The organism is Roseibium porphyridii, from assembly GCF_026191725.2.
Taxonomy (GTDB): Bacteria; Pseudomonadota; Alphaproteobacteria; order Rhizobiales; family Stappiaceae; genus Roseibium; species Roseibium porphyridii.
The window spans coordinates 1,715,888-1,738,986 of the sequence record NZ_CP120863.1; the positions used below are offsets into that span (position 1 = coordinate 1,715,888).

General features: G+C 54.4%; 20 protein-coding genes. 7 read left to right on the top strand and 13 right to left on the bottom strand.

The window, feature by feature from the left end; genetic code table 11:
- Window positions 1-2 precede the first annotated feature (2 nt).
- Window positions 3-962 (bottom strand): transketolase family protein, encoded by a 960-nt coding sequence (locus tag K1718_RS07950; RefSeq protein WP_265683585.1) that lies wholly within the window; start codon window positions 960-962, stop codon window positions 3-5.
- Complete coding sequence (locus K1718_RS07955; protein WP_152500427.1) at window positions 959-1,780, bottom strand: transketolase; 822 nt, start codon at window positions 1,778-1,780, stop codon at window positions 959-961. Before K1718_RS07955 ends, K1718_RS07950 begins: the two co-directional genes overlap by 4 nt.
- Window positions 1,781-1,976: 196 nt before the next feature.
- Between K1718_RS07955 and K1718_RS07960 the strand changes: the two genes are divergently transcribed.
- From K1718_RS07960 to K1718_RS07980, 5 genes are all read left to right on the top strand, one after another.
- Window positions 1,977-2,957 carry an ABC transporter permease gene (locus tag K1718_RS07960; protein ID WP_265683587.1) on the top strand — a complete coding sequence of 327 codons (981 nt, stop codon included), beginning with the start codon at window positions 1,977-1,979 and terminating at the stop codon, window positions 2,955-2,957.
- Window positions 2,958-3,066: 109 nt separating this feature from the next.
- Complete coding sequence (locus K1718_RS07965) at window positions 3,067-4,008, top strand: substrate-binding domain-containing protein (RefSeq protein WP_265683589.1); 942 nt, start codon at window positions 3,067-3,069, stop codon at window positions 4,006-4,008.
- Between the two features lie 40 nt (window positions 4,009-4,048).
- A complete protein-coding gene (locus K1718_RS07970; protein WP_265683591.1) occupies window positions 4,049-5,542 on the top strand; it encodes a sugar ABC transporter ATP-binding protein in 1,494 nt (497 codons plus the stop codon).
- 32 nt (window positions 5,543-5,574) lie between these two features.
- Window positions 5,575-6,366, top strand: a complete 792-nt coding sequence (locus K1718_RS07975) for an SDR family oxidoreductase (RefSeq protein WP_265683594.1) — start codon at window positions 5,575-5,577, stop codon at window positions 6,364-6,366.
- A gap of 414 nt (window positions 6,367-6,780) precedes the next feature.
- Window positions 6,781-7,458, top strand: coding sequence for a FadR/GntR family transcriptional regulator (locus tag K1718_RS07980; protein WP_265683596.1), 678 nt, complete (start codon window positions 6,781-6,783; stop codon window positions 7,456-7,458).
- 10 nt (window positions 7,459-7,468) lie between these two features.
- Here K1718_RS07980 and K1718_RS07985 read toward each other — a convergent pair whose 3' ends face one another.
- The 8 genes from K1718_RS07985 to K1718_RS08020 all read right to left on the bottom strand — a co-directional run bounded on the left by K1718_RS07985 (window position 7,469) and on the right by K1718_RS08020 (window position 17,007).
- Window positions 7,469-8,419, bottom strand: a complete 951-nt coding sequence (locus tag K1718_RS07985; protein ID WP_265683598.1) for a 3-hydroxyacyl-CoA dehydrogenase family protein — start codon at window positions 8,417-8,419, stop codon at window positions 7,469-7,471.
- A 1-nt stretch (window position 8,420) separates the two neighbouring features.
- Window positions 8,421-10,091 carry a thiamine pyrophosphate-binding protein gene (locus K1718_RS07990; protein ID WP_265683600.1) on the bottom strand — a complete coding sequence of 557 codons (1,671 nt, stop codon included), beginning with the start codon at window positions 10,089-10,091 and terminating at the stop codon, window positions 8,421-8,423.
- 89 nt (window positions 10,092-10,180) lie between these two features.
- Window positions 10,181-10,873, bottom strand: a complete 693-nt coding sequence (locus K1718_RS07995; RefSeq protein ID WP_265683602.1) for a DsbA family protein — start codon at window positions 10,871-10,873, stop codon at window positions 10,181-10,183.
- A gap of 10 nt (window positions 10,874-10,883) precedes the next feature.
- On the bottom strand, window positions 10,884-12,365 hold the full coding sequence (locus K1718_RS08000) for a sulfatase family protein (protein ID WP_152500436.1): 1,482 nt from the start codon (window positions 12,363-12,365) through the stop codon (window positions 10,884-10,886).
- 41 nt (window positions 12,366-12,406) lie between these two features.
- Window positions 12,407-13,897: a tripartite tricarboxylate transporter permease gene (locus K1718_RS08005; protein WP_265683605.1), complete on the bottom strand. Its 1,491-nt coding sequence runs from the start codon at window positions 13,895-13,897 to the stop codon at window positions 12,407-12,409.
- Between the two features lie 17 nt (window positions 13,898-13,914).
- Window positions 13,915-14,415 (bottom strand): tripartite tricarboxylate transporter TctB family protein, encoded by a 501-nt coding sequence (locus tag K1718_RS08010; protein ID WP_265683606.1) that lies wholly within the window; start codon window positions 14,413-14,415, stop codon window positions 13,915-13,917.
- A 61-nt stretch (window positions 14,416-14,476) separates the two neighbouring features.
- A complete protein-coding gene (locus K1718_RS08015) occupies window positions 14,477-15,463 on the bottom strand; it encodes a Bug family tripartite tricarboxylate transporter substrate binding protein (protein ID WP_265683609.1) in 987 nt (328 codons plus the stop codon).
- Window positions 15,464-15,528: 65 nt separating this feature from the next.
- Window positions 15,529-17,007, bottom strand: a complete 1,479-nt coding sequence (locus K1718_RS08020; protein WP_265683611.1) for a sulfatase family protein — start codon at window positions 17,005-17,007, stop codon at window positions 15,529-15,531.
- A 146-nt stretch (window positions 17,008-17,153) separates the two neighbouring features.
- Between K1718_RS08020 and K1718_RS08025 the strand changes: the two genes are divergently transcribed.
- Window positions 17,154-18,119: a formylglycine-generating enzyme family protein gene (locus K1718_RS08025; protein WP_265683613.1), complete on the top strand. Its 966-nt coding sequence runs from the start codon at window positions 17,154-17,156 to the stop codon at window positions 18,117-18,119.
- Between the two features lie 50 nt (window positions 18,120-18,169).
- The gene (locus K1718_RS08030) at window positions 18,170-19,114 is read left to right on the top strand and encodes a 2-dehydro-3-deoxygalactonokinase (protein ID WP_265683615.1); all 945 of its coding nucleotides are present in this window, start codon (window positions 18,170-18,172) and stop codon (window positions 19,112-19,114) included.
- Window positions 19,115-19,468: 354 nt separating this feature from the next.
- Here K1718_RS08030 and K1718_RS08035 read toward each other — a convergent pair whose 3' ends face one another.
- Genes K1718_RS08035 through K1718_RS08045 form a run of 3 tightly spaced genes read right to left on the bottom strand, consistent with a single transcriptional unit; the run spans window position 19,469 to window position 23,092 of the window.
- Window positions 19,469-20,548 (bottom strand): ABC transporter ATP-binding protein, encoded by a 1,080-nt coding sequence (locus tag K1718_RS08035; RefSeq protein ID WP_152500443.1) that lies wholly within the window; start codon window positions 20,546-20,548, stop codon window positions 19,469-19,471.
- Window positions 20,549-20,573: 25 nt separating this feature from the next.
- Complete coding sequence (locus K1718_RS08040) at window positions 20,574-21,560, bottom strand: DUF4432 family protein (protein WP_152500444.1); 987 nt, start codon at window positions 21,558-21,560, stop codon at window positions 20,574-20,576.
- Window positions 21,557-23,092, bottom strand: coding sequence for a sulfatase (locus K1718_RS08045; RefSeq protein ID WP_152500445.1), 1,536 nt, complete (start codon window positions 23,090-23,092; stop codon window positions 21,557-21,559). Before K1718_RS08045 ends, K1718_RS08040 begins: the two co-directional genes overlap by 4 nt.
- Window positions 23,093-23,099 lie beyond the last annotated feature (7 nt).

Below are 23,099 nucleotides of genomic sequence, written 5' to 3' on the forward strand. Positions count from 1 at the left end.
GCCTATCCTTTGCGCTTCAACAGATCAGCGGTACTTCCGGCAATACCCTCTGGTGACATTCCGAATTCGTCCAGCAGAAAATTGGCTGACCCTGTGGGCGCAAAGATACCCGGAACGCCAAGGCGTTTCATAGGAACCGGGCATTCGTCCACGACAACCTCTGCGACTGCACTGCCAAGCCCGCCATACACCGTATGCTCTTCGCATGTGACAATGGCACCGGTCTCGGTAGCTGCATTGACGATTGACGGAGTATCGATTGGGCGCACCGTGGCCATATTCAAAACGCGCGCCGATATCCCTTGCAAGTCGAGCATTTCCGCCGCAATCATCGCCCGATAAGTCAAAGTTCCGTTGGCGATGATGGTCACGTCTGAGCCACTGCGCAGCAGATTGGCTTGCCCTGGTTTAAAAACGTGATCTTCCGGGAACAGGTCCGGCACGCCAACTCTGCTCAGACGCAGGAAAAGACCACCTTGATAGTCTGCAGCCCATTTGATGGCCGCAGCTGTTTCATTTCGGTCTGCTGGTGCAACCACAGGGACATTGGGGAGGGCACGCACCCAGGCAAAATCTTCAATCGAGTGGTGTGTAGCGCCCAGTTCACCATAGGCAAGACCGGAGCTGATGCCGACCAGTTTCACATTCGCTTCAGAGTAGGCGACGTCTGCTTTGATCTGTTCCAGCGCACGACCGGTCAGAAACGGTGATGCGGCGCAAACGAACGGTATCTTTCCGCCATTTGCAAGTCCGGCACCGACACCAACCATGTTCTGTTCGGCGATGCCGACATTGATCAATCGGTCCGGAAATTTGTCACGAAATCCTGCAAGTTTGGACGATCCAACTGAATCGTTGCATACAGCAACAATGTGTTCGTTGGCTGCACCCAGTTGTTCCAGTGCTCCGACAAACGCATCCCGGCAGTCATGCAATTTGGCTGTATCGAAGGTTGCATTCATGGCGCCGCCTTTTCCAGTTCAGCCATAGCCTGTTTGTACTGACTTTCGTTTGGTACCTTGTGGTGCCAAGCCACATTGTCGGACATGAACGAGACACCGTGTCCCTTGTTCGTGTGAGCAACGATACACTTTGGCTTGTTCGTCGTTATTGATACTGAAGCGAGCGCTGCGCAAATCTGATCCATATCGTGACCGTCAATCTCCTCTACGGTCCATCCAAAGGCTTCGAGCTTGGGTCTGAACGGTGCAATGTCATTGGTTTCTTCAAGACGCGCACCCTGTTGCAGTCGGTTGTGATCGATGATCAGTGACAGGTTTCCCAATTGGAAATGCGCAGCACTCATGATTGCTTCCCAATTTGAGCCTTCTTGCATTTCACCATCGCCGGTAATCACGAACGTTCGCCAGGATGCCCCGCTCAGCTTTGCGGCCATTGCCATGCCAACAGCAATGGGTAACCCGTGCCCTAACGGACCGGTATTGGTTTCCACACCCGGGACCTTTGTGCGGTTTGGATGCCCGTTCAGCCGTGAATGAGGTTTCAGGAAGGTCGAGATCTCATCCTTCTGAATAAATCCCTTTTCAGCCAGAACTGTATAAAGCGCGAGCGCGGTGTGGCCTTTGCTCAAAACGAACCGATCTCGGTCCGGAGCCAATGGATCATCCGGATCAACGGACATGATCTTGAAGTACAAGGCCGTTAGCAGATCAATGACTGAAAGCTCTCCACCGATATGTCCTGCCCCTGCATCAAAGACGGCTTGCAGGTCACGTCGTCTGATGCGGTTTGCAATTGTTTGAAGATCATGCGTGTTCATCGTTGGCCTGTGTATAAAAATTCACATGCAAAAAAACATGCAAACAAAGCGAGTGTCAAGCGACTTCCTAATCCAGTCGGCAGCTCAGTGGTTTGGAGAATTTGGTTTGTTTGCCCAATTGACAGGCGAAAAAGAAGCAGGTACGAAATAAATATCGCACATGAATAAATATGCGATACGGGAGGATAACGAACTAATGACGACGTCTACCGAGTCGGAGGCAAAGCCGAAATATTCGGATTTATTTTCGCTCAGCGGGGCGACAGGGCCTTTGATCGGGCTTTTGGTGCTGTGCGCATTCCTGTCTTTTGCAACCGACTCTTTCCTTTCCTTTCGGAATTTCCTGAACATTGCCGATCAGATTACGGTTCTCGGCATCATGGCTGTTGGTATGACTTTCGTCATTCTGATCGGCGGTATCGACTTGTCAGTCGGGTCGATCCTTGCCTTGTCAATGATGGTGCTGGGGTACCTCAATGTTGAGGCCGGCCTGCCCATGAGCGTGGCCATCACCGGCGCTCTGCTGTCGGCGGCCCTGGCGGGTGCCGTGTCGGGGCTGCTGATAACCGAGTTTAAGGTTCCCGCGTTCATTGCGACCTTGGCAATGATGTCGATAGCGCGCGGACTTGCGAACATGATTACCAATGGATCTCAGATCATCGGGTTTCCGACCTGGTTCAACTTGGGAGCCATTATCCGGCACTTCGGATTTCTGACTGTAACCGTAGCGGTCATGCTTGTTGTTTTCGCAGTCGCCATGCTGTTTCTGCGGTTTCGTGAAGAAGGCCGATCTCTTTACGCGATCGGGGGCAACCCTGAGGTGGCCCGGCTTGCGGGCATCAACGTCCGACTTACCACGGTTATGGTCTATGTCGTGTGCGCCGTTCTTTCAGGGCTGGCCGGTATTTTGCTGGCCGCCCGCCTGGACTCGGTGCAACCAAGTTCGGGTGTCGCTTATGAACTGGATGCAATTGCTGCAGTTGTGATTGGAGGCACCAGCCTGTCCGGTGGAACGGGAGGAGTGGTCGGCACGATCATAGGCGTCCTGATTATCGGCGTACTGCGCAACGGTCTCAATCTTCTCAGTGTGTCTCCGTTCCTTCAAGCCGTCATTATCGGTCTTGTCATCGTTCTGGCGGTGGCCGCCGAAACCTTCAAGCACCGTGGTTCACGATGAGTTCCGATGACACCAACCCCAGGTTTTCAAAGTTTTCAAATGGTCCGAATGCTCGGACTTCCAAAGGTCCAACAAAATGAAACGGACCACCAAACCAGGAGGAGATACCATGAGAACCAGTTTTAAGAGCTTGATCGTCGCAGCCGCGATGGTTGCGACATCAGGCGCCGCCTTTGCCGAAGGAATTGGCATCAAAAAGATTGGCCTCGCGGTACCAAATCTGCAAGCTGACTTCTTCAACCAGATCAAGCTTGGTGTTGAAGGCTATGCCGGCAAACTGGGCATTGAGGTCATTGTTGTCGATGCAAAGAACGACACTGCCACTCAGGTGAGCCAGGTTCAGGATTTGATCACCCAAGGCATTGACGCGTTTATCTATATTCCTGCCGGTGCCGCTGCGGCCGCTGTTCCGACGCGTCTGGCACGCGCCGAAGGCATACCCGTTATCAACGTCGACCGTGAGCCGGAAGGCGAGCCGGGTGACACAGTGATTTATGGCGAAAATGTTCTGTCCGCCTATCAGGTCTGCGATCACATCATCGGCCTTGCAGACGGCAAAGGCAAAATGGTTGTCATCCATGGTCAGAAAGGCACGACACCGGAAGTTCAGCGTTTCGAAGGCTGCAAGATGGCCATTGACGAGAATCCGGGCGTAGAATTGGTGGCACAACAGTGGAGCCAGCAGTGGTCTCCCGACGAAGGCTTTCAGATCGCTCAGAACATGTTGCAGGCCAATCCCGATATCAATATCATTTTTGGTCAAGCCGATGGTCTGGCAATGGGGGCTGCAAAGGCAGTAGAAGTTGCAGGTCTTGCCGATCAAGTCATCATTGGCGGATATGACGGCGACGGTGCTGCGCTGGAATCGCTGGTGGCTTGTGACACGCCTTTCATCGTGACGGCTACACAAAGCACGCAGGCTATGGGTGTTCTGGCTGTTAACTCCGCAATCGCAGTTGCCAATGACGCTTCGGTGCCAGCACGTCAGATCCCGAACGCTGTACTGACAACGTGTGAAAACGCGGCGAAGTTCGTGGAAAAGCACCCGTAAGAAACCCTGCCTGCCTAGGAAAGCTGAAAGCGCCAAGACCATGACGGCTGAAGAGTCCACGCCGCTCCTTTCGCTGAGGAATGTTCGAAAGTCCTTCGGGCCGATCGAAGTCCTGCACGGAATTGATTTGGACATCAAAGCCGGTGAAGTTGTGGCGCTTCTGGGGGAAAACGGTGCAGGCAAATCGACGGTTTCGAACATTATCTCCGGGACAATTCTCCCAAGTTCCGGGGAAATGAAGTGGCAGGGCGCGGTCTTCGCGCCCGCCAGTCCACGTGAGGCGATCGACGCCGGTGTCGGCATGATCCATCAGGAGCTTCTGCTCTTGCCGCATCTTTCGATTGCCGAGAACCTTTTTGTTGGCCGCTATCCCAAGAAGGCTGGCGTCGTTGATCGCAAGACCATGGAACAACGGGCTCATGCGGGACTACAACGTCTTGGTCTCGACATTTCACCTCGGCGTCTTGTGCAGGGCCTGTCCACTGCCAACCAGCAATTGATAGAAATCGCAAAAGCGCTGACGCTCAACGCCCGGCTTTTGATACTGGACGAACCGACTGCAGCGTTGGGTGGAGATGAAACCATCAAACTGTTCGAGCAGATCGAACGGTTAAAACAGGACGGCGTGGGGATCATTTATATTTCGCACCGGCTTGAAGAGATCAAACAGATCGCCGACCGCATTGTTGTCATGCGGGACGGCTCCAAGGTTCAGGAATTTGAAAACGCGGACGTCCCGGTTCGAACAATAGTTGAAGCCATGGTGGGCCGAAGCCTGGAACGTATGTTCCCTCCGATTCCCAGTCCACAAGACCGCACCGTGCTTGAAGTCCGTGACCTGTCCTCGGGGCTTGGAAGCTTTACGGGCATCAACTTCGATGTCGCCCGGGGGGAAATACTCGGCATTGCCGGACTGGTGGGAGCGGGCCGCACGGAGCTCGCGCGGGCCATCGTAGGTGTCGATCCGGTCTCAAAGGGGCAGGTCCTGCTTGATGGAAAAGACATTTCGCCCCGAAAACCGCGGGATGCCATCCGCAATGGCATTGTTCTGGTGCCGGAGGACCGCAAGCAGCAGGGCCTCGTGTTACCGCATTCGATCGCTGAAAACTTCGCGTATGCGAATATGAACCAGGTGGCCCGGAAAGGTTGGGTTACCAGAAAACGCGCCCGCGCATTTGCTGACGGTGGCATATTGAAGTTTGGAGTCAAAGGGCAAAGCCATCAGAATGCCGACGAACTATCGGGCGGGAACCAGCAAAAGGTGGTGATTGCCAAATGGCTTGCCCGAAATCCGCGTGTGGTTGTTCTGGATGAACCGACGCGCGGGATCGACGTCGGCGCGCGCTCTTCAATTTACGACATTATAGTCGGTCTGGCTCGGGAAGGCGTCTCGGTCATCGTGATAAGTTCAGACCTGGAAGAAGTGCTTGGAGTATCCAATCGCGTGATGGTCATGGCTCAGGGCAAGCTTTCCGGAATATTGAACCGGGGCGAGGCAAACGACGTCTCGGTCATGGAACTGGCAACGATGTAACAACGAATGGCGAAAGAGCGAGAAGGCTTCCCATGTCGACTATGAACCTGAATACACCGGCGTTGTTCGATCTGTCTGATCGCACGGCACTGGTGACTGGTGCCGGCAGCGGCATCGGTCAGAGGATTGCGCTTGGCTTGGCGCAATGTGGAGCCGATGTGGCGCTCGTGGATCGCCGCTCCGATGGCGGCCTTCAGGATACTGCGGAACTCATCGCGGCAACGAAACGTAAGTCCATTCAAATCACGGCAGACGTGACATCGGCAACGGACTTGGCCGCAGCAGTGGAGCGCACCGAAGCGGAACTCGGCCCACTTCGCCTGGCGCTCAATGCAGCTGGCATCGCCAATGCCGAGGCTTGCGAAAGCATGAGCGAGGAGCAATATCAAACGTTGATGGACATCAACATGAAGGGCGTTTGGCTTTCCTGCCAGGCCGAGGCGCGTGCCATGCTGGCCCACGGGCACGGTGGGTCAATCGTCAACATCGCCTCAATGTCAGGTGTGATTGTGAACCGGGGCCTGATGCAAGTGCATTACAACGCCTCGAAGGCTGGTGTCATTCACATGTCGAAATCCATGGCAATGGAATGGGTCGATCGCGGCATACGGGTCAACTCGATTTCTCCAGGTTACACAGCCACACCGATGAACACGCGCCCGGAAATGGTGCATCAAACCAAGGATTTCGAAAGCCAGACCCCGATGCAGAGGATGGCTGATGTCAACGAAATGGTCGGACCGGCAGTATTCCTTTTGTCCGACGCCGCCTCCTATTGCACCGGCGTTGATCTTCTCGTCGACGGTGGGTTTTGCTGCTGGTAGTCTGTGCAGCCTATTGAGGTTATTCTTCGCTGCAATCGGTGCATTTGATTGCTCGATAGCTTCTTGTCTTAGGAGAGCGTGCAAAACACAGCGAAACGACATTGCTGCCAATGATCGCTTAGCTCGGAAACTGCCGTTTACCTGTTAGCCTGCATCCCTCACCAGAGCTGAACTTCGCACCAATCTCTTCCAGCTTGAGACGCTTGCTTCCGAGCTTTGATCCTCCGATTTACTGCACATAACGTCGGACTGCTCAGGTTGGGCTGATCATTTTTGCGGATGCCGGATTGATCCATGAGGAGCAAAATGAATTTGGAAGTCCTATCTTAGATGCTCGACCCAAATTGGCAGATGTAAAGTTCTGTTTGAGTTGGTAAAACGAAGGTCGGCAAATCGATAATTTTTGGACTTCATATGGTGCAACGAACGTATGAACGGGTTGTTTCTCTAATAAAGAAGAAGATTGAGGACGGCGATTATAAACCTTTGAGCCGCCTCCCTGCAGAACGAGAACTGGCGTCTCATTTTGACGTCAGCCGCACAACCGTTCGTGAAGCTCTGCTTGCTTTGGAAGCTGCGCGGCTCATCGAGATACGCGATCGTTCCGGTGCGTATGTCATGCCCAACCAAAATGATGACATTTCGCTTTTGCAAGCGATCAAGAGCACTCCTGGGCCTTACGAAGTGCTGCAAATGCGCAGGCTTATAGAAGGTGAAGCCTGTTTTTTAGTAGCGTCAAACGCATCTGAGCAAAGTCTTTCCCGTATTGTTCACGCCAACCAGGCCAACGCTGCGGTCCCTCCGGACGATACTCCCGAGTTTCATGAGGCAACCCGCGCTTTTCACATGAGTATCGCCCACGCGTCGGAAAACAGCCTTTTTCCTGAACTGCTTGACTTTCTTTGGGAGCAGAAGAGCGGCAAGCTGTGGGAGGGATGGTATCGCGGAACAAGGTCGTTGAAAAACCGCTTGAAAGTCGTAGACAACAACCAGGAAATTACCGACGCGCTGACGGCGCGGCGCCCGCAAGCTGCCCGCACGGCAATGCAATATCACATTGACTGGATGATTGCCCGGTTCCTAAGCTATTGACGACTGGCGGTCACAGATCGTCTTCAAATTCTGACATGAGCAATTTCAGGCGGGCGAGTTTGCTGTCTCTACGCTTGAAAAGTTCCTGCGAGTCCGTATCGCCATAGTCGTAAAATCCACTGCCAGCCAGAACGCCACTGCTTCCGTCGGCCAGCTTTTCATCCAGCTTGGGTGTCCCGGTTGGCTTGCCCGGCGGCGTATAGAGACCCGTCGCATGAATATCGCGCACAACCTGAAGGCCGGTGTAGTCAATCTTTTTGAACTGACCCATGAGGCTGAGACGCTGAGACAGGCCAAAGCGTAAGGCATCATCGATATCGACAATGTCGGCAACACCTGTATCCAGAAGCCGGAACACTTCGCTTTCAATCGCCATCTGGATGTTGTTGGCGATATAGCCCGGAACAAATTTCTTGAGCAGAACCGGTTTCTTGCCAATTCCGCGCAGAAAGCCGACCATCTTTGTCGCGACCTCTGGATCGGCAACAGGTGATGGCACAACGTCGACAAGATCGATCAAGTAAGGTGGCGTGTACCAGTGGACGATCAAGGAACGCGCGCGCAAGGCTGGCGGTACAAGCGGGAAGATATCAAGGAATGAAGTGTTGCTGGCAAGGACAGCGTTCTGACCGGCAAGTGGTTCGAGCCTGCAGTATAATTCCTGTTTGACATGAGCATCCTCGACGATTGCCTCGACGATGAGATCGGCCTCAGCAACAGCTTCATTGAGCTCGTGGCTTGTGCTGATGCGGGTGAGCGCTGCTTCTGCTGAAGTCTTTTCAATCAAGCCAAATTCGACGAGGTCGTCCAGCAACGCTGGTAGCCGTCCTTCAGCCCAGTTCAGACGTTCCTTTGAAATGTCCTGCAGAATAACCCTGCATCCGCCAAGAGCGTGCACAAGACCAAGCGCATGGCCAAGAAGACCCGCACCGACGATTGTCACATTGTCATAGGTTGTCATGTTATATCTTCCAGGCCGGTTCCGGATTGCAGTCCGGGTCCGTAACAACGTCGATAATTGCGGGTCTTTTGTTGGCTAGGGCGGTTTTTATGATGCCACCGATCTCGTTTGCCCTGTCCACGCGGTAGCCATCGATACCGAAAACTTTGGCAAGCTCGGCAAAATTGGTGGGATGGAATTCCACTAGATCACCCATCCTGCCATCCAGGTTCTCGTACAGCTTTTTCACGCTGCGCAGGCCCTGTCCGAGTGCTGAATTGTTGTTGATGACAGTGACCAGAGGCAGGTTCCAGCGCTTGAGGGTCTCAAGCTCTCCCATGTGATAGTAAAACGCGCCATCTCCTGAAAAGCACAATACCGGCTGGTCCATGGCGCCGCATTGAGCGCCGATCGCAGCTGGAAATGCCCAGCCCAGGGAACCTGCTGCGCGAAGATATTTCTGGCCGGGCTGACGGAATTCGGTGAGTTGCGCTGTCCATGTTGCGGAAAAACCTGTGTCCGCAACAAGTATCCCGTTCTCGGGGAGAGCTTTCCCGACCTCATGGGCGAGCAACTCGGCGGGAATTAGGTCTCTAGGCTCCTTGCTTTTGCTGATCGCCTTCTGCAGCCAGTTACGTGCCTCATCTGAGCAAGCATCCAGCCAGGCCTTGCGGTCGTGTGTGATCTTGCTGTTCTTCGCCAAAGCAAGGCAGTTTAGAGTGAGATCACCTGCCAAGCCGCAGGTGTTGGGGTGCCCGCGGCCGAGTTCGATCGGATCAGCGTCAATTTGAATGACCTGTGTGGTGGGTGCGGGGATTGTCCAGTCTGAACTGATCTGATCGCCGCCATGGCATCCGACATAGATGACAAGATCTGCTTCGTTCAGTAGGCGATTGGCATAAGGTGCCGAGTAAGTGCCGACAACGCCAATGTGGTTTGGGTGTGAGGTTTCAACAACTGAACGCCCGCCCACAGATGTAGCAATAGGAATGGCGTGTTTTTCGGCCAAAACCTTGATTGCGTCACCGGCGTTTTCATAGAGGCTTGTCACGCCGCAAACCAGTATTGGCCTGGACGCAGATTCCAAAAAAGACGCGGCATTTGCAATGTCTTCCGGATGGGCGGTGCTGTTGAGTGTTGCTCCTGAACTGGAGAATGCGATGTCGGCCGGACGTCCGTCATAGGCTACCTCTTCAACGCGGTCACCTTTGAGGCCATCCAAGTCGAGATGCACTGGTCTTCTGGTTCCAGTCTTGGTGGCACGCAGCGCATGTCCCAGCAACCGCGGCAGCTGGTCGACCGTGCGAACCTCTGCGGTGAACTTCGTCACCGGCTGGTAAAGTGGTGCGTGTGACACCTCCTGGTAAGCGTTCCGATGCTGATGGGTGTCGGGTTTCCGTCCTGTGATAGCGACAACCGGAACGCGATCGAGATACGCATCCTGCAGCCCGGCGGCGAGGTTGGCAGCGCCAACAGCCTGAGCCATGCAAAAACCTGTCTTTCCGCTGGCTCTCGCGTAGCCGTCAGCCATATAGGCCGCTGCCTTTTCGCTATGTGCCAAAATGCGTTTTACACCGCGCTTCTCCAACTCGATCAAGGTGTGCCGAAGGACTGCATCAACGAAGAAGACGTGATCCACATCCTCCTGGCTGTCGATTGCGTCCGCGATGATATCTGCACCTGTCCTCTGCATCTTCCGTTCCGATCCGTTGTGAGACTGTCACCATTCCGGTGAAATTGGTATGACCATTATATACAAAAATATAGATTGGTCTAACCAATTTATGAAATGTCGGAATCTGGTTCTTTTTGGAGAGCACGGTCCGCACCGGCAGGTAAGAGACCTTGCCGGATCATATGCCAAACACACATATCCAGCCGGTCCTGTCCGAAGAATGTTTCGCCGGCCACATGGACCATTGGTGTGCCCCAGTGTCCAAGCGATTTCTGGAGCTCTGCATTTTGCCCGAGCTCCGCATCCAACTGGTGAGGATCATCGCGGACCATCTGATCCAACATTGAATAGTCGAGCCCGGCATGCGACATCGCGGCCGCCAATTGGTCACCGGTGTGCCAGCCGGGAGTGCCCGAGAACAACAATGCGGATAAGCGCCTGTGGCATTCAAAACCTTCTCCGCTCCTGCAGGCCGCTGCGCACAGACGTGTCAATCGATAGATGTAAGGCTGGTGATCGGCGATTTCGCCGGTGTCCAGATCCTGCACGACTGGATCAGGGTTCGGCCAGGAAAACCGGATTTCATTCATGACGGCGACCCTTTCGGCATCGCGCCGCAGGTAGCTGAGCAAGGCAGGGTTTGCCTTGCTGAAAAATTCCGGGTTCCGGATTGCCAGGGGATAGACGGGGCGAAAATCCAGTTGGACACCGCTTTTTGCGACTATTTGAGCAATCCGCTCGGCCGCGAGGTAGGAATAAGGCGATCTGAGCGTGACAAAAAAAGTCAGGGTTTGGGGCATTTCAATTCCCCTAAGCAGGCGCTACTCGCTCAGGTCCGGCAGGTACCGTGCCCATCATGCGGTCGAGATGGCGTGCGAGCAAATCCGATTTCAGGGAGGCATAGGCGGGATCGTTCCACCTGCAGACAAATTCGTCGGGATCTTCGTGCAGATCAAACAACTCACCGAGGCCGGGATGCGAGTGGTAAACCGCCAGCTTGTAGCGGCCATCGCAAGTCATGCTTGCCTGGGTGTAGTGAGTGACGGCGCTGTTGCCGAGCGAGTCGTTAAAGTCGGTTACCACGCAGTCCTTGTGCGTATCCGGAATGGATTTCCCGGTCATCAAAGGGCCGAGTGATTTGCCTTGAATGGCGGGAGAGATGTCCAGTCCGACCAAGTCCAACAATGTCGGCGCGATGTCGATTGTTTCAACCATCGCCCTGGAGCGATGACCTTTGCCAATTCCCTTGCCGGCAAAGATGAGAGGTACGCGAACCAGCCCCTCGAAGAACCGACAACCTTTGTAGATGAGACCGTGGTCGCCGAGCAATTCGCCATGATCACTCGTAAAAATAATGACCGTGTTGTCGATCGCGCCGGTGTTTTCCAGATGATCCAGGATGCGACCGAAAGCGGCATCGAGGTTTTCAATCATGGCATAGTAGGCCGCCTTCACCTTTTTTCCGTCAAATCGATCAGGTGGTTTCGATCCGCGAATGTCGCCTTCCTCGATCTGCTGAGTTCGTTTTTCTTCAGGCGACAGAACAGGGTTCACAGCGACCCGTTTTTGTGTCCTGACATCAAAAAAACGGGCTTGGTGTGCAATGTCGCTCTGCCGGAAAAGCGGCGGTGTCAGCGTTTCGCCGTCTCCAAATCTGGCAAGGAACCTTTCCGGCGGGTCGAAGGGAGGATGCGGATCGAAGGGGTTGAGGCTCAAGAGCCAGGGCCCCGAGCGCGCTTCTTCCATGAAAGATATGGCGCGTTCGGCAATCCAGTTTGCCTGATGCAACTCCGGTTCGGGTCCAATGCGCAAATACTGCTTGGCGTCAGAAAACAGCATTTTCGGGTCAACGCCCTTGTTTCGCAACCAGGTCCAATATGCGTTGCTGGCCGGTACCCGCTCCCAAGCGGGGTTCTGGCACCACTCGAAGTGCCGGTATCCATCATCGGGCCTTGATTCAAGATGAGCCGCTGTCGACAGATGCAGTTTCCCGACGAGCCCGCAATCATAGCCATTTTCGTCGAATGTCTTGGTGATCAGTTTTTCTTCAACGGGAAAGTGGCTGTTCCCGTTTCGGTAGACCTGATGTGCAGCCGGATAGCGGCCGGTCAGAAAACTGGCCCGGCTGGGTGTGCAGATCTGGTTTTGCACATAGCAATTTTCGAAGGTTGTTCCGCTAGCCACGAGCCGATCGATATTCGGTGTGCGTATCTCGCTATTCCCGAGCGATGCAATCGTGTCATATCGCATCTGATCGGCACAGAACCAGAGTATATTGGGTTTTGTTGCCATATCGCCTGGCCCGTTTCTTTTCTTAGCCTTGAGGGAACCTGTTACGCGGACGCAAGTCTTCGGCGCTTCAACCAGGCCTGAAGGAGGGGCCAGCAGAGCGACAATACGGAGATCGCGAGAAACGCCGCAGCAAACGGGCGTGTGAACAAGGGTTCTATGCTGCCCCCGGTCGACATCAGGCCGGATCGCAATTGTTCTTCCGCGATCGGCGCAAGGACAAAGCCGATTACAAAAGGCCCGAGCGGCATTTTAGCGCGTTCCATAACGAAGCCGACGACACCGAGTGCCAGCATGATCCAGACATCGAAGAAGCTGTTGGCGACCGCAAAAATACCGATAACGCAGAAGAGGAGTATCGAGGCGAGCAGGTACGATCTTGGTACGTAGAGCATTTTTGCAATGTAAACGACCGCGAACATCATGATGGCGAACATGATCACATTGCCAACCAGATACGCCGTGATCACGCCGTAGGCGATTTCCGGGTTGGAGATGAACAAGAGCGGCCCGGGTTCCAGATTGTGCATGATCAATGCCCCAATCAGGATGGCGTCGACCACCGAGCCTGGAATGCCAAGAGTGATGAGCGGAATTAATGCACCGCCTACGGATGCATTGTTGGCGGTTTCAGCGGCGATCACGCCGGGTTCGTGGCCCGTGCCAAACTTTTCGGGTTCCTTAGAGGCGCTTCGTGCCATGGAATAGGACAGCATCGACGCAATGTTTGCGCCGATGCCGGGGAGGATCCCCACCCATGTGCCAACCAGGCTCGAGCGGAGAAAATTCGGTGCGAAACGGGTCCAATCACCGAATGACAGCAACATGCCTCGGCGGCCGAGTTTGGCGCGCGGTGGACGCATGTCAATGTTGATGATGTCCTTGAATATCTGACTGACCGCGAAGGCACCGATCAAAACCGGCAGGAGACTGAGGCCGCTTTCGAGCGATTCAAATCCGAATGTCAATCGGGTTATGCCGGCCGAGGGGTCGATGCCCGGCATGTGCAGAAGCATCCCGAAACAGGCGGCGATCAAGCCCTTCAGCAGCGATCCCTGACTCAGGCTTGACAGCATCACCAGTGCCATCAGCACCATTGTGAAATACTCCCAGGGGCCAAAAGTTACGGCCAGCCGAGAAAACGGAGGCGCAAGGACAGCAAGAAACAGAAAGGAGACAATGCCTCCGACAAAAGAAGCGGTAATGCCGAGACCGAGCGCACGCTCCGCACGGCCCTTGAGTGTCAGCGGATAGCCATCAAAGGTCGTCATGATCGATGATGGGGTGCCTGGCATGCGCAAAAGTGTCGCTGAAATCTGACTGCCTGAGATACCCCCGACATACATACCGATCAGCAAGATGATTGCGTTCACGCTGTCCATGAAAAAAGTCAGTGGCAGTGTGAGCGTAATAAGCATCGTGGTCGTCAGACCGGGAATTCCGCCCACAACGATGCCCAGTGCGACACCCAGGAAGACAAGCGAGAATGGCAATGGCTGAAGTAGATAAAACAGGGAATCCAAGAAAGGCTGCATACCTGCGTTCCTCTCACTTAAGGCAAGTCGATAAAGAAGAACCGGGTAAAGACCCAGTAGCTGGATAGAACCAGTGCCGCGGAAAACCCAACAATTAGAGGTAATTGCCTTACCTTCATGTCGTTCATCAAAAAGAGGATCAAAGACATGAAAGCGATGCCTGCAGGTGGGAAGGACAGGAGCTTCAGATCCATTGCGGCGACAAAACACACCGTGCAGACAAATACGATTGCAGAGAGGTATGGTCTTTGAGGCGGTAAGTCGGGGGCGTCCTCGCCCTTTGCAGATGCGTTGTTCAGAGACGGTGCCGGTGCTCGCAGGGTGCGGAAACCGCGGAGCATCATGATCAGGCAAAGACCAGCCATGATAGCGGCCAATATGCGCGGCAGAGCTGCTGATCCAAGTGGCTCGAAGTTCGGCGGCGGAAGGGACCCCGCAGCGGAATAGATTGCAGCGCTGAATAGAATGAGGGCGACGCCCACGAAGACCTCCATCTTCGCCGTTTGTCTGGCCGACATAGTTTTGTTCCTCCGCACTATCCGCCCGTGGCTCTGACGAGCCACGGGTAATGACTGGCGCCTATTTCTTGATGTTGTTGTCTTCCGCGACCTTCTTCAGTGTCGTCAGAACAGCCAGGGACTGTTCTGTTGCTTCAGGTCCGGCCGTCCAGTACGGATCAAGAGAGTTTTCTGAAAACCATGCCTTCATCTCATCGCTCTCAATGGCGGTCTTGATCGCCGCAGAGAGTTTTTCGGCGGCCTCCGGATCCATATCCTTTGGGCCGAGCCACCAGGCGGGATTTGCCCAGACCACGTCATAACCGAGTTCCTTGGCTGTCGGCACGTCCGGCAGATTGGCGAGGCGTTCAGCCCCAAAAAACACAACTGCGTTCACGCCGTTCGGCTGGAACTTCTTATATTCCTGAGCCGAAAACAGGGCGATATCCGCGTTGCCTCCAATCAATCTGGCAAGTCGGTCTGCACCACCGGGAGCACCAATCAAACGCGTTTTGAACCCGGCTGAATCAGCCAGCCATGCGCCGATAAGGTGCGGCACGGTTCCAATGCCAACTGCCTCGACCAGGCTCTCAGGCTCTGCCTTGAGTTTCGTGACCAGGTCGTTGAGGGATTTGATTTCAGAATCGCTCCTGACGGCCCAGACCGGACTGCCGCCACCTGAAAAGCCGAGAGACGTGAAATCCTCCGGATGGATCTCATTGACGCCCAACGCATTTGAAATCAGCATTCCATGCGACCAATGCATGATGGTGTGGCCATCTTGGTCAGCGCTCAGGACTTCCCGGGCAGCGTTTGCCGATGCAGCGCCGGGCTTGTTCACGATCACCATGGGTTGCGCGAGCAACTCGTTGTCATTGATGTACTGCGAGATCTTGCGGGCAATGGTATCCGTGCGACCGCCTGGTTTGAAACCGACATAGACCTTGATCGGCTTGGTCGGAAACTCTGCGGCTGCCTCAGATGTGCCGAGCGCGAGCCAGCCGGGGGTTGCGGCGGCTGCTACGGCCAATCCAAGGATCGTCCTGCGCGTTGATTTGAATAAAGACATCTTCTCCTCCCGATGTATGGTTCAGTATTGTTTCCGCTTCGCGTGAGTGAATTCCCTTTTTTGCGCTAACGAGCGAGCGCGAACCTGTCGCGTGTCTTGTGATTGCTTGCGATCAACCAGTTCAAAATGTCCTCTTTCATTTTGGTTCTGATTTCGGCGTGGGCTTCACAATCCCATAGATTGATCATTTCATCCGGATCGGTCTTAAGGTCGAAAAGTTGACCTTCCTGAGAGCCCATGAGATGCACGAGCTTGTATCTTTCATCGCGAACCATGGTGATGAAGTCAGCGCCTGTGAGCGCCATGTCTCCGGCCTGTTCGCAGTAAACGCGTTCCCGGGGCGTCCAGTCTTCACCTTTTAGGGCAGGCAGGAGGCTTTGAGCTTCGTAGTCGTCAGGGACGGCAAGCCCGGCCAGTTCAAGAATGGTTGGACCAAAATCAAACAATTGACAAAGCCCATCGAGCGTACGCGATCCTTCGAAGCGTTTAGGCGCCCATACAATCGCCGGGACCTTGGTCACCACGTCATACATCGACCACTTCTGAGACACGCCGTGATCCCCCAGACAGTCTCCGTGATCCGAAACAAAGATAATGACCGTGTTGTCGATGTAACCATTGTCTTCAAGCGACTGCATTAGCCGGCCAATGCTTTCATCGATCATCGTGACATTGGCGTAGTAGTAAGCGCGCATCCGGCGTATGTCTTCGTCGGATCTGTCAGGGTTCCAAAGGATGGAATCGTGGTCCACCTCTGCGTCGTGCACCCTTTTGTGCTCAAGGTAAGACGGTTGCCCTGAAAGGTCGGTATCGCTGACTTTTGGGGCTGGTATGTTGTTTTTGCCCATGTACCGTTCGGCAAATCTGGGCGTTGGATCATAGGGGGGATGCGGACCGGGGAATCCGATCTGCATGAAAAGCGGTTCTGCTTTCGGTTTCGTGTCCAACCACCATTTGGCAAAATTGCCGACAAAGACGTCTGAATGCAGGTTCTCCGGCAGTTCCCATTCGAAAGCACCAAGCGCCCGACCGTAATCGTCCCTTTCCCGATACTTTTCGCGCTGTTGTTTCACCAATCCATGCGCGGCAAGTGCTTTATCCCATTCATCGAAGTACCAGCGGCCCTGCAAATAGCGGTCCTTGTTTTCGACGATGTAGCGCTCGTCGAACCCTGCATCCGCGTTAAAGGGATTGGTGTGCATCTTGCCGACATTGACACATGTGTATCCGGCGTCGCGCAGCTTCTCGACCCATGTGTGCTGCCACAACTGTTCGTTTTCCAGCACTCCGTTCACGTGAGGATAGTAGCCGGTGAAAAGGCTCGCACGGCACGGCACGCAGCTCGCTGCTGTGATGTGGCAGTTTGTAAAGGACACACCTTCGCTGACCAGACGGTCCAGATGCGGTGTCTCCATATGATCGTGGCCGTGGGCCGCAATCGTATCAAAGCGCTGTTGATCAGTAATGATAAAGATAATGTTCGGACGATCTTCTTCATCTGCCTTCACATTGTCTTTTTGGTTTTCGGCTTTTCCGAGATTCATGTGCCTTAAATCTCCTCCCAGAGCCTGAGATGCTCAGTATTTGGCTCTTTCTGTCCTTCAAAGGTTGAATTGGTTGGGCCAAAATGTCAATTTGTTTTTTTTGGTTTACTCGACCGCAACGCGGAAGAGGCTCCAGGGAGGTCTGCATGGAAGCCAATTTGAATGGAGATCGATCTTGCTGCGCGGTGAGGCAAGGCGGTGAAACGGCAATCAGGAAAACAGCCTGCAGTTTTCCTCTTGCCGCCGAGGATCGAAGCGAACGAATGGTCGCTCAAATCCAGGCCTCAAAGGCCATGCTTGGCACAGATTTTCCTGCTATCCGATCAGATTTCGAAGGACCCATACGGTTTGGAAAGGTCCAGTCTTTCGAGATAGATAGGGTTGCCGTTACAACTCAGCGATTTGCACATTTCATTGAGGCGACCGGATATCAGACGGATGCAGAACGCATCGGCTGGTCATTTGTTTTCCATCATCAGTTGCCGGATGATTTTCCCCCCACGCAAGCGGTTGCGCAAACGCCTTGGTGGCGAGTTGCGGAAGGTGCCTGTTGGAGTAGCCTTTGCGGACGGGAAGACACCCGCAGCGCATTGGCGCATCATCCGGTCGTCCACGTTTCCAGGAACGATGCGATTGCATTTGCACAGTGGGCAGGAGGTCGATTGCCAACAGAACTGGAATGGGAACATGCCGCGCGTGGTGGCTTGGGCGATGTGCGTTATCCCTGGGGAGATCAGGACCCAGACGACGCCTTCACGCCCTGCAATATTTGGCAAGGCGATTTTCCGAATGCGAACCTGGCATCTGATGGCTTTGAAGCCACAGCCCCTTCCGACAGTTTTCAAGCCAACGGTTACGGCCTCAAGAATATGGTTGGAAATGTATGGGAGTGGACCGCGGATTCTTTCGTCAACGAACCGATGCGGCATAGCAGCAGCAAAGTGGCGATGTCGTCTCTCAAGGACATGGCTCTTCTAAAGGGTGGTTCATTCCTTTGCCATCAAAGCTATTGCTTCCGGTACCGCATCGCCGCCCGTACCGCAAATACGGCGGATTCCGCCTCCACTCATATGGGTTTCAGGCTTGTTTACGACAATTCGGAGAACTGTTGACCGGGCGTCGCCAGGTTGAGGACCGTCTCGTTGGAAGTGGAGAGTGTCAAGTGAATAAGCCAACGGCCAATGCAGTTTATGTAGACTGGGGCACAAGCAGTTTTCGGGCCTACCTTGTCGATGAGACCGGGAATTGTCTGGACCAAAGAGCTTCAGTGCAGGGCGTCAAGAAGATCGATCCCGGCAGCTGTGAAGCAGTCTTGCAGGAAAACATAGGCGATTGGCTTGAGGGAGATCGGGTTGCAAAGATCTTGATGGCTGGCATGGTCGGCAGTGATCTGGGCTGGTGTGCGGTGCCTCTTGTTCGCGCGCCTTGCGTTGCTGCCATGATCGCCGAAAAGCTATTTACGGCCCAACATTCCCAATGTGCCGAAATCCAAATCGTTCCCGGGGTCGCCTCATGCGAAGACACCGGGCATGTCAGCGGGATCATGCGCGGTGAGGAGGTGCAGGTTCTTGGAGGCATGGCATTGCAGAACGAAAAGAATGCCGTCTTTTGCCTGCCAGGTTCTCACAGCAAATGGGTGAATGTCAGTGAAGGCAGCATCACATCGATCCGCACCTTTATGACTGGAGAACTTTTCGACCTGATGTGTGGTCAAAGTGTTCTTGCAGATTGCATGCGGCACGCTGGCGCTGAGATGGACAGGAACACCTTTGTCGCCGGTGTCGAATGTGTGCGCTCGGACGGCAATCTGTTGGAAGCACCCTTTCGGGTGCGCGCTGAGTTCGTCGCGGATCCGCATCGCAGCCCCGTGGAGCGAAAGTCATTTGTGTCCGGCGTCATGATCGGTTCGGAAATAGCCGCGGCAACAGCAGAGATGAAAGCAGATCGTTCCGGCGAACTGATCGTCATTGGATCTCAGCAACTCCTGAGCGCCTACCATCTGGCATTTACCCGGCACGGACACTCCATCACGTGTATTCAAGGTGAAGAGGCCTTTATAGCGGGCTGCCGTTTGCTGCAGGGCCGTGCTCCAAAAACTGCCAGCTGATCAACACATTAACACGGCGACTTTTTGGACCTTTTGGTGACATGCTCACGACTGTGCAACGCAAGTAAGGCGGCATTCTCATTCAACCTGAACAGAGGCTGCAAACCGGGGGGCGATCATCTTGCCGTCGTTGTCGTTCTCATGGTGGACAGGACCATTTTGGGTAACAGCACAAGCAATGAACCTGCAAAAGTGCTGTGGCCGCCAACATCAATCTGAGACACATCGACGACCAGAATACCTTGTTGTTGAAGGTCAGCAGCGTACGCATGTGTCCGAACTTCAGAGAGTAGCTCAAGCAGAGTCTGAACCAATGAAATGAATGTCCGAAAGCGGATGCCATGTTGTGCGGCGCTAAGCGCTTTCATTCAGAAGCAGTTTATCGTCGGCCTCAAACACTTGTATGGCGTTTGCGTCTGCGGCCAGCGATACCGTTTCTCCAGCCTGCAAGTTCAGGCGTTCGGATGATGTAATTGTAAAGTCCCTTTCGCCTTTTCTGAGAACGATTTCCGTAATGCTTCCAGTTGGTTCCACAACGACGACTTCTGCCGTAATCGTGTTGGGATCTGATTGCGCAACAAGCTTCAGATTCTCAGGGCGTATGCCCACTTGCACCTGGCCGCGATGTTCTGAGCGTTGCGACAACGGGAAGCGTTCTCCATCAGGCAAATAAACTGCGTCCGGTTCACCTTGGCGGATCTCTCCGTCAAATAGGTTCATCGACGGGGACCCCAGAAAGGTACCTACAAAGGCATTTGCTGGAGCGTCATAGAGGTCGAGCGGTGCCCCCATTTGTTCGATCACTCCGTCACGCAGAACAACAATCCTGTCTGCGAGTGTCATGGCCTCGACCTGGTCGTGAGTCACATAGATTGTCGTCGTCTTTAATTTCTGATGCAGTTCCTTCAACTCGGCCCGCATCTTTACACGCAGTTTTGCATCGAGATTGGAAAGCGGTTCATCGAACAGAAACACGGAGGGTTCGCGAACGATGGCACGCCCCATGGCGACACGTTGCCTTTGCCCCCCAGACAACTGCCGAGGCAGGCGCTCAAGGTAGGAAGACAGTCCGAGTATGTCAGCAGCGTGCTGCACTTTTTGCTTTCTGTCTGTTTCTGAGACGCCCGCGATCCGCAACGAAAACGACATGTTCTTCTCGCTCGTCATATGCGGGTAGAGCGCATAAGACTGAAACACCATGGAGATGCCGCGTTCGCGCGGGGGAACGTCGTTCATACGCTTGCCGTCGATCAGCAATTCGCCGGTCGTAATGGATTCCAAACCGGCGATCATTCTTAAAAGAGTGGATTTGCCACAGCCGGACGGGCCGATCAGCACGACAAATTCACCTTCTTCGACATCAAGACTGATGTCCTTGATGACCTGATGTCTGCCGAATGACTTGTTGACGCCTCGCAGCGATACGGTTGCCATGACTGTTTCCTTTGTCGGCTGTCCGTTAAGGTCCGGAAAATTCGATTTGAAGGGTTGAGGTCCACACCTCACCGGGCGCGAGCGTCGTGCCAGGTCCGCTGGTGCCGTCGGAGTTGCGATCGCAATTGGCCGGCTCAATAGCCAGGACATTTCGTCTTGGGCGAGGATCCCGCCAGAACTGCATATATGGCAACGCAGACGCCTCTCCTGAAAGCCTCACGTGAATTCCAGGCCATGGCCCGGAGGCATCTCGATGAAGATCCACCTGGAAGCGACCGTTGGTTCCAGCTGAGGGTCGGCAATCTGCTTCAAGGTCGGTTTTCGCACAGCCGGACGTAATCGGGGCCTTGAAAGGGACAGGTGAATGGTTCAGTGAGACAGTCGTCCCTGGAGCCACAACCGGAAAGCCGAAATTCATGTGATAGAGGATCATGAGTTCAGCTTCGTTTGGCCCGATATTTTCCACCCAGTCCTTTATCGTGAGACTCGATCCGGCAATCGGTGCTTCGATGCGTCTGCGCATTCGGTAGCAGGACTTACCCAGATGCGCGGAAACGATTTCACCTTCCGCTATGAGGGCAGGAGTAGGTGACGACCAGTCTTCGAATGAGGAAATCAACCGCGCGGGGGTAAACGGAAGCGAGCCATGTAGAGGAAGATCGCCACGCGGTTGACGAACATTGTCCAGACCGCACGTGACGAGAAATCCTCCCAGGGCACGCTGCACACCTCTACCCGCGTCGCTTGAAGATGGGCGCAGCGCTGGGTCTGCAAAACCGTCCGGGTGATGCCAGGCAAGGGGAGTTCCCCGCCAGCTCAGCAGGCCAATGTCCATGCTGCGATCCTGGAGAACCCAGAAATCAAGTCCGGCGCCGGTAGAAAACACAAGCGCTCGCACACCGCGTTCTGCACCGTCCTGCAGCTCCACCTGTCGAATGGAGGCCAGTTGCCGCCGGTCGCCGACCAAGGCTTCCAGCAGGGCCCGCTCAGATATTGGCCAGTTGGCGCTCATTCTGCTGCACTCATCGTGGTGCTTAGCGAGAGGCGGTCGAAAGCTTCCTGCGGTGCGCTTAATGTGTCCATTATACGCGCCATTGCGGTGGCCAATCTGGCCTCGATGTCTGCCTCAGCCAACGGTGTTTGCTGACCTGGATCCGTTTCAAGGTCGTAGAGGCGAGTGTCGTCTTCAATGAAACAATCCGGCCCGTAAGCACGGGACATTGCCGTTCCCGGCTTGACCGGTACGCGCAGCAATGGCGTTCCTTTGGTGAACGGAAAGGGATCCGCCAGGGTTGTTTCGCGCAACTCCTTGAGGGCAAAGGGCTCATATATATGCGTTGGCATGAGCGTGTACTGATAGATTTCCTGCGTTCGCAAGTCGGGCGGATACCTGTGGTAGGTATAGCGCCCGTCCGTGATATTCACTGCCCCTCCAAAATAGCCGTAGAGGATCGCTTCGTAGGTCGAAGGGGCACCGTCAAGCATTGGAAGCAACGACTGGGCGCAGACTTCTCCAGGAACCTTCGCGTCATAGGCGTGCAGAAATGTTGGTGCGATATCACTCGTCTGTGTCAATCCGTCGACGCGCGTTCCATGACTTCCGGGTCTTCTCGGGTCAAATACGAACAGCGGAATATGCGCGATTTCCTCATAGATATTCATCCGGTTTTTGGACCAGAAATCGTGCTCTCCAAGCAAAAAACCATGGTCTGTTGTGACCACCAGAAGAGTATCGTCCCACAGATTCTCACGGTCGAACTGATCCAACAGACGGCCCAAAAGAGCGTCACACAACGAAACAGTTGCATAGTAGTTGGCGCGCAGCTCCTCGCATTCTTCTGGAAGCTCGTCTACACGGCCGTATCTCGGCCAGTCGAGAATAGGGCCTGTCCAACCGGTTTCGAATGGTTTCTTGTACGCTTCAGGGGCATGAAATGGCTCGTGAGGATCAAAGGTCTCGATCTGAAGAAGCCAATCGTCGGCATCCTTGTTCCGGTCGATGAAATCCATACCGGCATCGAAAACCTGTACTGACGGAAAATCCTTTTCCTCCCGGATGAACTCCCGGTTGATGATGTTCTGCGCCTTGTAAGTTCGTCGCTCCTTGGAAAATTGACCCTCAGCGTATTTTTCCCTCAAGCGTTCCCAGTGCGGCTGCACCATGGCCTTCCAGCGGTCACCTTCCTGTCCGCGGATAAAGTCGTAGCTGTCATATTTTGTGTGATAGGTGGCACCGCCGTCCTCGAAATAGTGAAAATGGTCCGTTACCAGATGGCTGTAGACGCCCTTTTCCCTTGCGAGAATTTCGGGGAACGAATTGTCGAAAGGCTCCATGGGGCCCCAGCTGCGGTGCAGGAAGCTGAGACGCCCTGTAAGAAGATCCCGTCGGGCGGGCATACAGGGCATCGAACCGACATAGTGCTTGTCGAATGTGGTGCTCCTTGCCGCCAGACGGTCAAAATTCGGCGTTGGAATTCGAGTGCCGCCATAGGGTGAGAGCATGTGCCGGTTGAGAGAATCGAAGAGCACGAAAACCGTTTTCATAATTCAC